The 8,899-nt window shown below is 71.9% G+C and carries 7 protein-coding genes; 6 read left to right on the top strand and 1 reads right to left on the bottom strand.

What is annotated here, in order from left to right:
• A partial coding sequence (locus tag HV824_RS33055) for a sigma-54 dependent transcriptional regulator (RefSeq protein ID WP_176421400.1) occupies positions 1–1,203 on the bottom strand: 1,203 nt, incomplete at its 3' end.
• Between the two features lie 216 nt (positions 1,204–1,419).
• On the opposite strand from HV824_RS33055, the gene HV824_RS33050 reads away from it, so the two are divergent.
• From HV824_RS33050 to HV824_RS33025, 6 genes are all read left to right on the top strand, one after another.
• Positions 1,420–2,169, top strand: a complete 750-nt coding sequence (locus tag HV824_RS33050; protein ID WP_163786323.1) for an OmpA family protein — start codon at positions 1,420–1,422, stop codon at positions 2,167–2,169.
• A gap of 22 nt (positions 2,170–2,191) precedes the next feature.
• The gene (locus HV824_RS33045; RefSeq protein ID WP_163884324.1) at positions 2,192–2,626 is read left to right on the top strand and encodes a chemotaxis protein CheW; all 435 of its coding nucleotides are present in this window, start codon (positions 2,192–2,194) and stop codon (positions 2,624–2,626) included.
• 3 nt (positions 2,627–2,629) lie between these two features.
• Complete coding sequence (locus HV824_RS33040) at positions 2,630–3,001, top strand: protein CrdC (protein WP_176421401.1); 372 nt, start codon at positions 2,630–2,632, stop codon at positions 2,999–3,001.
• The gene (locus HV824_RS33035) at positions 2,998–4,785 is read left to right on the top strand and encodes a methyl-accepting chemotaxis protein (protein ID WP_176413422.1); all 1,788 of its coding nucleotides are present in this window, start codon (positions 2,998–3,000) and stop codon (positions 4,783–4,785) included. The genes HV824_RS33040 and HV824_RS33035 overlap by 4 nt, the downstream gene beginning before the upstream one ends.
• Positions 4,782–6,599: a HAMP domain-containing methyl-accepting chemotaxis protein gene (locus HV824_RS33030; protein ID WP_176421403.1), complete on the top strand. Its 1,818-nt coding sequence runs from the start codon at positions 4,782–4,784 to the stop codon at positions 6,597–6,599. Before HV824_RS33035 ends, HV824_RS33030 begins: the two co-directional genes overlap by 4 nt.
• On the top strand, positions 6,596–8,899 hold a 2,304-nt coding region (locus HV824_RS33025; protein WP_176425040.1), incomplete at its 3' end, for a response regulator. The genes HV824_RS33030 and HV824_RS33025, both read left to right, overlap by 4 nt.

The following is an 8,899-nucleotide window of genomic DNA, read 5'->3' as shown; positions in this document are numbered from 1 at the left end:
GCTCGCGGGCGCCTCCACCGGGGCGGGCGGCGGCACGTTCCGGCCCCGGGGCAGCAGCTCCAGCGCGTCCGTCCGGCTGACGACGGGGCCCTCACACAGGATGGCCAGCCGCTCCACCAGGTTGCGCAGCTCGCGCACGTTGCCCGGATAGTCGTAGGCGCTCATCACCGCCAGCGCGTCGGGGGACAGCGTCAGCGGCCGGCGTCCATTCTTCGCGCAGGCTTCGTCGAGGAACGTCTTGATGAGGTCCGGCAAGTCCTCGCGCCGCTCGCGCAGCGGGGGCGAGTGAAGCTGCACCACGTTGATGCGGTAGTAGAGGTCCTCGCGGAAGCGCCCGGCGGCAATCTCCGCCTCCAGGTTCTTGTTCGTCGCCGCGATGACGCGCACGTCCACCTTGAGCGTCTCCGCGCCGCCCACGCGCTCCAGCTCGCCCTCCTGCAACACGCGCAGCAGCTTGGCCTGCATCGCCTGCGGCATGTCGCCAATCTCGTCCAGGAAGAGCGTGCCCTCGTGGGCCAGCTCGAACTTGCCCCGCCGCACGCTCACCGCGCCGGTGAAGGCGCCCTTCTCGTGGCCGAACAGCTCGCTCTCGATGAGCTCGTGCGGCACCGCGGCGCAGTTGAGCTTCACAAAGGGCTGCCCCTTGCGCTTCGAGTGCTGGTGCAGCGCCCGCGCGATGAGCTCCTTGCCCGTCCCGTTCTCCCCCGTAATCAGCACCCGGCCCTCGGACGGCGCGGTGCGTTGGATGAGCGAGAAGATGCGCTGCATGGCCGGCCCGCTGCCCACCATGTCGTAGCGGCCCAGCTGCGCCCGCAGCTCCTGGAGCTCCGCCATGGCAGCCTGGTGCTTGAGCACGTTGCGCAGCGCCACCAGCAGGCGCTCCCGGGCAATTGGCTTTTCCAGGAAATCCCTGGCTCCCAGCTGGGTCGCCTTCACCGCGGTGTCAATGGTGCCGTGCCCGGACATCATGATGACGGGCAGCTCCGGCTTCAGCTCGGTCAGCTTCGCCAGGGCCGTGAGGCCGTCCATGTCCGGCATCTTCACGTCCATCAGCACCGCGTCCACGGGACGGGCGCTGACGACATCCAGGGCCACCTGCCCGCTGTTGGCCAGGTGTGTCTGGTACCCCGCCAGTTGGAGCGACTGGCTCAGGGTGAGGAGGATGTTCTTCTCGTCATCGACGATGAGGACGGAGGCGGGCATGACGGGCTTTCCCCGAGGCGGGCCATGGGGCGCGCCACACGCGGGTCAATCGTGACAATCTCACGGAAAATATTTGGACATTCAAGGGTTTCGGCGGCCGGAGGGGTGTCCAGGGAGGGACAAATGTTTTGACTCACCCCCTCCACTGAGACTACACGCCACCCACTACCCCGCGGGCGCGGGCGCGTTTTCGACTACAGAATTCTGGAGGAAATAATGCGTCAGATTTCCCTATTGGCGGGGCTCTCCCTCGCCGTCGCCATCATGGGCGGCTGCACCCCTTCCTATCCGAAGTGCAATGAGGACGAGCACTGCGCGGAGAAGGGCGAGGTTTGCGTCCAGGGCCAGTGCCAGGAGTGCGCCACCGACGCCAACTGCCAGGAGGGGTTCACCTGCCAGGCGAACAAGTGCGCCCCCAAGCCGCCTGAGTGCACCACGGACAGCGCCTGTGGCAGCGGCCGCATCTGTGAGGCCGGCAAGTGCGCCGAGGCCCAGTGCCAGGAGGACACCCAGTGCCCCGGCGGCGGCAAGTGCGAGTCCGGCCGTTGCCAGGCCCCCGAGAACACCTGCGCGTCCAGCGATGACTGCGGCGAGGGCCAGGAGTGCCAGGCCGGCCAGTGCGTGACGGCCTCCGTGGACCGCTGCGACTGGAGCCCCGTGCCGTTCGGCTTCAACGAGTCCGGCCTGTCCGCGGACGCGCAGCAGCGTCTGTCCGACCTGGCCCAGTGCCTGAAGAGCGCGCCGGGCCGCGTCACCCTGGCGGGCCACGCCGACGAGCGCGGCACCGAGGAGTACAACCTCCAGCTCTCCAACCGCCGCGCGGCGTCCGTCAAGCGCTACCTGACGGACCTGGGCGTGCCGGCCAGCCAGCTGGGCACGGTGGGTTATGGTGAGAACCGCCCGGTGAACACCGCGTCGTCCGAAGACGCGTGGTCCGAGAACCGCCGCGTCGAGTTCCAGCGCTAGTCTGAGGTAGGCTGCGCGGGTGATGGCCGTCCAAGAGCCTGAAGCGCGTCAGTCCTATCTCGTCTTCGCCTGTGGCAGCAGCTGGTATGCGGTGCCCGCGGAGAGCGCGGCGGAGGTGGTCACCTTCCCCGAGCTCACGCGGGTGCCCGGCGCTCCAGCCCACCTGCTGGGCGTGTTCGCGCACCGGGGGGAAGTCATCCCCGTCGTGGACATGGGCCTGCTGGTGGGCGGCGTCAGTCAGGGTTCCCGGAGGGCGGTGCTGGTGCGCCTGCCACGAGGGACCCTGGCCCTCACGGCCAGCACGGTGGCCGGCGTCTCTCCGGTGACGGGCACGCTGGAGCCCCTGGGCCCCACGGGCGTCCACGTCCACCTGCGCGGCCCCGCCAAGAGCGGCCCCCGGGACGTGGCCGTCATCGACCCGGAAGGGCTCTTCGACCACCTCAGTCAGGGGACCTGAGGCATGGAGCCGCCGGGCCACGTCCGGGGAATGCTCCTGTGTCATGCCGGTCCCCACCGGCTGGCCTTCCATGCGCACGAGGTGGCCTCCATCGCGTCGCCCTCCGGGCACGCGGCGGCCTCCGCGCGCCGGGCCTTCCATGAGGCGGCGGGGGCCGCCCGGGTGCTGGTCTCCGCCTCGGGCGGGGCGGTGGGCGTGGACGCCTTGGAAATCGACGCCGAGTCGCACCGGGTGCTGTCCGCGCCCCCGGTGACGGTGCGCGCGTCGGGCGGCAGCCTCCAGGGCTTTGTCCTGGCGCGAGGGGAGCTGTGGCCCCTGGTGGGACTGGCGGACTTCGAGCGCTTCCTGCGCGGGCATCCAGGGGAGGGCGCATGACGGTGCCCGTGGGTTTGAGGGGCCTGGCGCGGTGGACCGCGCGCCCCGCGTTGTTGGGCAGCTCCCTGGGCACGGCGCTGGTGCTGCTGCACTGTCAGCTCACCGACACGGTGCCCGAGGGCACCTGGGGCCCCTTCCTGTTGCTGGTGGGCGTGGCGCTGTCGCTGGCGCTCTGGTTCACCGGCGTGCACGGCCGGCGCGCGCTGCGGGTGCTGTATGCGCTGGGCGAAGGGCGGCTGCCGTCCACGCACGAGGCCCTGCTCAAGGCGCTGCTGGAGGCGCGCTCCTTCCCGGAGCGCAGCTTCGCCTTCGTCCTCCAGTGCTGGCTGCTCGCCTCGCTGGGCGTGGCGCTCGTCTTCGTCCCGCTGGTGGGCGGGACGTGGATGCTGGGGATGCGGCTGGCGCTGATGGGCCTGTTCCTGGGGCCGCTGAGCGCGCTGTTCGTCTATTTGATGGTGGCTCGCCGCGCCCGCAAGGCGGTGGAGCTGGTGGCGGCCCAGGGACTGTCTCCGCTGGAGGTGGTGGCCACCGCGCCGCCGCGCCGCCTGCACATCCGCCGGCGGATGGTGCTCTTCACGGCCATCGCAGTGCTCAGTCCGTCCTTCTTCATCCTCGACGCGTCGGTGACGCGGGCGATGGACGCGGTGGACGCGATGGTGGGCGCGCCGGACCACGTCCAGCGCGAGGTGGCGGGGCGGGCCAGTGAGACGCGCGGGCTCGCGGTGGCCGGGCTGGTCGCGGTGCTGGTGATGATGACGGCCTACGTGGGCGGCGCCGTCATCGCCGAGCCGCTGCGCTCCATCACCGAGGACGCCACGCGCATCGCCCAGGGCGACTTCCGCCCGCCGCGCATCATCGCCGCGGAGGACGAGGTGTGGGCCACCTCCGCCGCCTTCGCGCAGATGCAGACGCAGCTGGGGCAGGCGCTCGCGCAGCTGCGGCGCGCGGGCCTCCAGATTTCCACCACCACCGAGCAGCTGGTGGCCACGTCCGGTGAGCAGGAGTCCGGCGCGGATGAGCAGTCCGCGTCGCTCAACGTGACGAGCGCCACCACGGAGGAGCTGGCGCGCTCGGCGCAGCAGATCGCCGGCAACGCGGAGTCGGTGTCCGCCATCGCCGAGACGACCTTCGCCGCCGCGCAGACGGGACAGCGGGGCGCCGCCGCCTTCCTGGGCGCGATGCAGCGCATGAAGGAGGACAACCAGGCCATCGCGGACGCGGTGGTGCGGCTCAACAAGCGCGTGCAGCAGATTGGCAAGGTGGTGGAGTTCATCAATGAGATCGCCGACAAGTCCGACCTGCTGGCGCTCAACGCGGAGCTGGAGGGCACCAAGGCGGGCGAGGTGGGCCGGGGCTTCTCGCTGGTGGCCGCGGAGATGCGGCGGCTGGCGGAGAACGTCATCCGCTCCACCAAGGCGATTGAGCAGCTCATCGCGGAGATTCGCGACGCGACGCACGCCGCCGTCATGGCCACCGAGGCGGGGCTGAAGACGACGGACGCGGGCACGGTGCTGGCCGCGCAGGTGGACGAAAGCCTGAGCCTCATCCTGGAGCTGGCCCGGCAGACATCCCACGCGGTGCGCAGCATCTCCCTGGCCACGCAGCAGCAGCAGACGGGGACGGACCAGCTCGCGGCCGCCATGGGCGACATCCTCCGCGTCACCGAGCAGAACTTCGCGGCCACCAAGCAGATGGCGGCGGCCAACGGCGACCTGTCCACCCTGGCGCGTGATTTGAAAGACGCGGTGGAGCGCTTCAACGTCGGGCCGGGAGGTGACGCGTGAGCGCGCAGAAGGGCCCCAGGCGGGCCTCCTTCAGCCGGCACCTCATGGCGCCCGTCCCGCTGGCCAACCTGGTGGGCGCGGCGCTCAGCCTGCGCTTCGCCTCGCTGACCCTGGCCGAGCCGCTGGCGGGCCGGATGGACGTGCTGGGCATCCTGGGTGGCGCGCTCTGCGTGACGGCGCTGGTGTCGGGGGCCGCCGTGTCCCTGGGACGGCAGCGCACCTTGCGCGGGCTGGAGCGTGGGGACGTGCCCACCACGCCCCAGACGCTGGCGTCGGCGGTGGCGGAGGTGACGCGCGCGCCGGACGAGGCCTTCCTGGGCTCGCTGGGGCTGTGGCTGGTCACCACGCTGGCGCTGGGCGGGTGCATGTGGCTGGGCGTGGGCGTGGAGGTGGCGGTGGCCGCGCGCATCGCCGCGCTGGGCCTGCTCTTCGGGCCGCTGACCGCGCTGCTCGTGTACTGCCTCGTCGTGCTTCGTTCGCGCAAGGTGGTGCTGTGGCTGGCGGAGCTGGGCATGACGCACGCGCAGCTCATCGAGGCCATGCCCCGGCGCGCGGAGCTTCGCGCGCGGCTGGCGGCCTTCGCCTTCGTGGCGGTGGTGACGCCCGCGGTGCTGTCCGCGCAGCTCGCGTCGGCGCTGAGCAACCACATCTTCACCCGGCTCATGGCGGAGCGGGACGTCGGCCGTCAGCTGGTGCTGGCGCAGGAGCTCCGGGTCGAGGCGCTGACGCAGGGCGGAGGCCTGGTGCTGCTCGTCTTCGCGCTGGCGCTGACGGCCGCCTACCTGGGAGGGACGATGCTGGGGCGGCCCCTCCGGGAGCTGTCGCGCGAGGCGAAGCGCATCGCCGAGGGTGACCTGGCCAGCCCGCGCGTGGTGCCCGCGGAGGACGAGGTCTGGGACGTGTCCGCGGCGTTCACCACCATGCGCGCGCACCTGGCGGACGTGATGTCGCAGCTGCAGCGAGCGGGCGCGCAGATTTCGGCGACCACGGAGGAGATCCTCACCACGTCGGGGCGCTACGAGGCGGGCGCGACGGAGCAGGCCAGCTCGCTGGACGAGACGAGCGCCACCACGGAGGAGCTGGCGCGTTCGGCGCGGCAGATCGCGGAGAACGCCGGCTCGGTGGCGGAGATTGCCCAGCGCACGCTGGGCGCGGCGCAGCAGGGGCAGGGGAGCGCGGAGGACTTCCTGGGCTCCATGGCGCGCATGCGCCAGGACAACAACGCCATCTCCTCCGCCGTGGTGCGGCTCAACAAGCGCGTGCAGCAGATTGGCAAAATCGTCGAGTTCATCAACGGCGTCGCCGACAAGTCGGAGCTGCTGGCGCTCAACGCCGAGCTGGAGGGTACCAAGTCCAGCGAGGTGGGCCGGGGCTTCTCGCTGGTGGCCGCGGAGATGCGGCGCCTGGCGGAGAACGTGCTGGAGTCCACGAAGGAGATTGAGGGCCTCATCGAGGAGGTGCGCGAGGCCTCCGCCGCCGCGGTGTCCGCCACCGAGGGCGGCGTGCGCGCGGTGGAGACGGGCACCACGCTGGCGCAGCAGGTGTCCGAGTCGCTGCGGCAGATTGTCGACCTGGCCGGGCAGACGTCCTACGCGGTGCGCAGCATCTCCCTGGCCACGCAGCAGCAGCAGCTGGGCACCGACCAGCTCGCCGACACGATGGCGGACATCCTCCGCATCACCCAGCAGAGCCTCAACGCCACCAAGCAGGTGACGACGGCGAACACGGACCTGCTCGTGCTCGCCAGGGACCTGCAGGGCGTGGTGGAGCGCTTCCAGATTGGCCAGGAGCCGCTGGGGGAGGACGGCGGGTGACCCCGAGCGAGCGCCTGCTCAGGCAGTTCCGGGACCTGGTGACGGTGCGCCTGGAGCGCATCACCCGGTCCTTGATGGAGCTGGAGTCCGGCGCCAGCGCGGAGGCGGGGCGGGGCGTGCTGCGGGAGCTGCACGGCTTGAAGGGTGAAGCCCGGATGATGGGCTTCGATGACGTCAACGTGCTGGTGCACGAGATGGAGGAGCTGGTCCGTTGCACCGAGCCCCTCCGCTACGCGCTCTCACCCGTGTCCACGGATGCGCTGCTGACCACGGCGGACGCCGTGCTCGTGTTCTCCGGGACGCAGGTCGCCGACGAGCCGCCACCCTCGGTGGAGCGGCTCGTCGCGTGGTTGCAGGAGTGCGTCCGCTCCGAGTCGGTGCGGTTGCCGCCTGGGCGTCTCGCGCCCGCGGCCACCGCGAGCCCCGAGGCCGCCGGCGGCGTTGGGACCCCAGGGGGCCCATCCGCCTCCGTGCAGGCGAACCCGGGGGCTTCTCCGGGGCGGCTGTTGACGGTCCCCGTCGCGGAGGGGAGCCGGCCTCACGTGCCTTCACCGGGCCGGACCGCGATGCCGAGCCTCGTCTCTCCGCAAGCCCCCGGTACCGCGGCGTCCTCCGGAGCGGGAGCCCGGGCGACGCCCTCGGCTCCGACGGCGAAGGGGGCCAACGGCCTCACGGCGCCCCGGCAGCCCGAGCCTCGACCGGACACCGCGGTGCGCATCGGCGTGGAGAGCCTGGATTTGCTCACCAGCGCCGTCACCAACCTCACGCAGGTGGCGCGTCGCCGGGAGCTGGCCAATGCCCGGCGCCTGGCCCTGGCCCGTGAGCTGAGCCAGCTGGCCCGCGAGGCGGAGGACCTGGGGCCCGCGGGCGCCGCGCTGGCGGCCCGGCTGGGCTCGGCCAAGGAGATGGCCGCGGTGCTCCACCGCGAGTCGAAGCTGCTCTCCAACGCGGAGCTGCGCGACCTGGGCATGCTGGTGGAGGAGGTGCAGACGCTGCGCATGCTGCCGCTCTCCGTCCTCTTCGAGCCCTACCCCCGTATGGTGCGCGACCTGTCCCGCGCGCTGGGCAAGGAGGTGGAGCTGGTCGTCGACGGCGAGGACACGCGCGCCGACCGCGCGGTGGTGGAGGCGCTTCGTGAGCCGTTGATGCACCTGGTCCGCAACGCCCTGGACCACGGTCTGGAGACGCGGGTGGACCGCGTCACGGCGGACAAGAAGCCGCGTGGCTGCCTCACGCTGCGCGCCGCTCGGGAGGGCAACCGCATCATCCTCCGCGTCGAGGACGACGGCATGGGCGTGGACCCCGTCCAGCTCCGCAAGGTGGCCGTGCGCCGGGGGCTGTTCGACGAGAGCGCCGCCAACGCCCTGTCGGACGCGGCGGCCCGCGAGCTCATCTTCCTGCCGGGCTTCACCTCGCGGGACGTCGTCACGGACCTGTCGGGCCGGGGCGTGGGGTTGGACGCGGTCCGCGCCTCCATCCAGGCCCTGGGCGGCGACGTCGGGGTGGAGTCGGCGCCGGGCTGGGGCACCATCTTCGAGCTGCGCGTCCCTGTCTCCCTCACCGTGGCCCCGCTGCTCTTCATCCAGGTGGGGACGGAGACGCTGGCCCTGAGCGCCACCCACGTCTCGCGGGCCCTGAAGGTGGACACGGCGGACCAGTGCGAGGTGGCCGGCCGCCCGTCGCTCCTGGTGGAGGGCCGGGTGCTGCCGCTGGCCCCGCTGTCGTCACTGCTGGGGCTGGGGCCTTCGCGGCCCGCCCTGGAGGGTGAGCTGGCTTTGGTGGTGAAGAGCCAGAGCGGCGCGGCGGCGCTGGTGGTGGACCGCGTCCTGGAGGAGCGGGTCCAGGCCATCCTCCCCTTGAAGGGCATCCTGGGCCGCTTCGGCCACCTCACCGGGGCCACGTCCCTGGCGGATGGGCGCCTGGCCATGGTGCTCTCGGCGGCCTTCCTCACCGCCAGCGCCCACCATGGCAATGCCCTGCCGCGTCCGCCCCCCTCGGTGGCGCCTGCCCCCGAGGCCCGGCGGCGCCGCATCCTGGTGGTGGATGACTCGCCCCTCACCCGGGAGCTCATCGCCAACCTGCTGGAGGCGGTGGGGTACGACACCGTCATCGCCTCGGATGGCGCGGAGGCCCTGGAGGTTTTGGATTCTCATTCCGTGGACCTGGTCGTCACGGATTTGGAGATGCCGGGGGTGAACGGCCTGGAGCTGGCCCGGCGCCTGAAGGGGCACCCCGTCCATTCGAGGCTCCCCGTCGTCATCCTCACCACCCGTGGAGGGGAGGAGGACCGGCGGCGGGGG

Source organism: Myxococcus sp. AM009 (assembly GCF_013372605.1).
Taxonomy (GTDB): Bacteria; Myxococcota; Myxococcia; order Myxococcales; family Myxococcaceae; genus Myxococcus; species Myxococcus vastator.
Note: the sequence above shows the minus strand (reverse complement) of the source record. Positions and strands in the feature narration are given on the sequence as shown.

Coding starts and splice junctions, on each gene's coding strand:
- HV824_RS33050 (WP_163786323.1), top strand. CDS start 1,420: ATGCGTCAGATTTCCCTATTGGCGGGGCTCTCCCTCGCCGTCGCCATC.
- HV824_RS33035 (WP_176413422.1), top strand. CDS start 2,998: ATGACGGTGCCCGTGGGTTTGAGGGGCCTGGCGCGGTGGACCGCGCGC.
- HV824_RS33045 (WP_163884324.1), top strand. CDS start 2,192: ATGGCCGTCCAAGAGCCTGAAGCGCGTCAGTCCTATCTCGTCTTCGCC.
- HV824_RS33040 (WP_176421401.1), top strand. CDS start 2,630: ATGGAGCCGCCGGGCCACGTCCGGGGAATGCTCCTGTGTCATGCCGGT.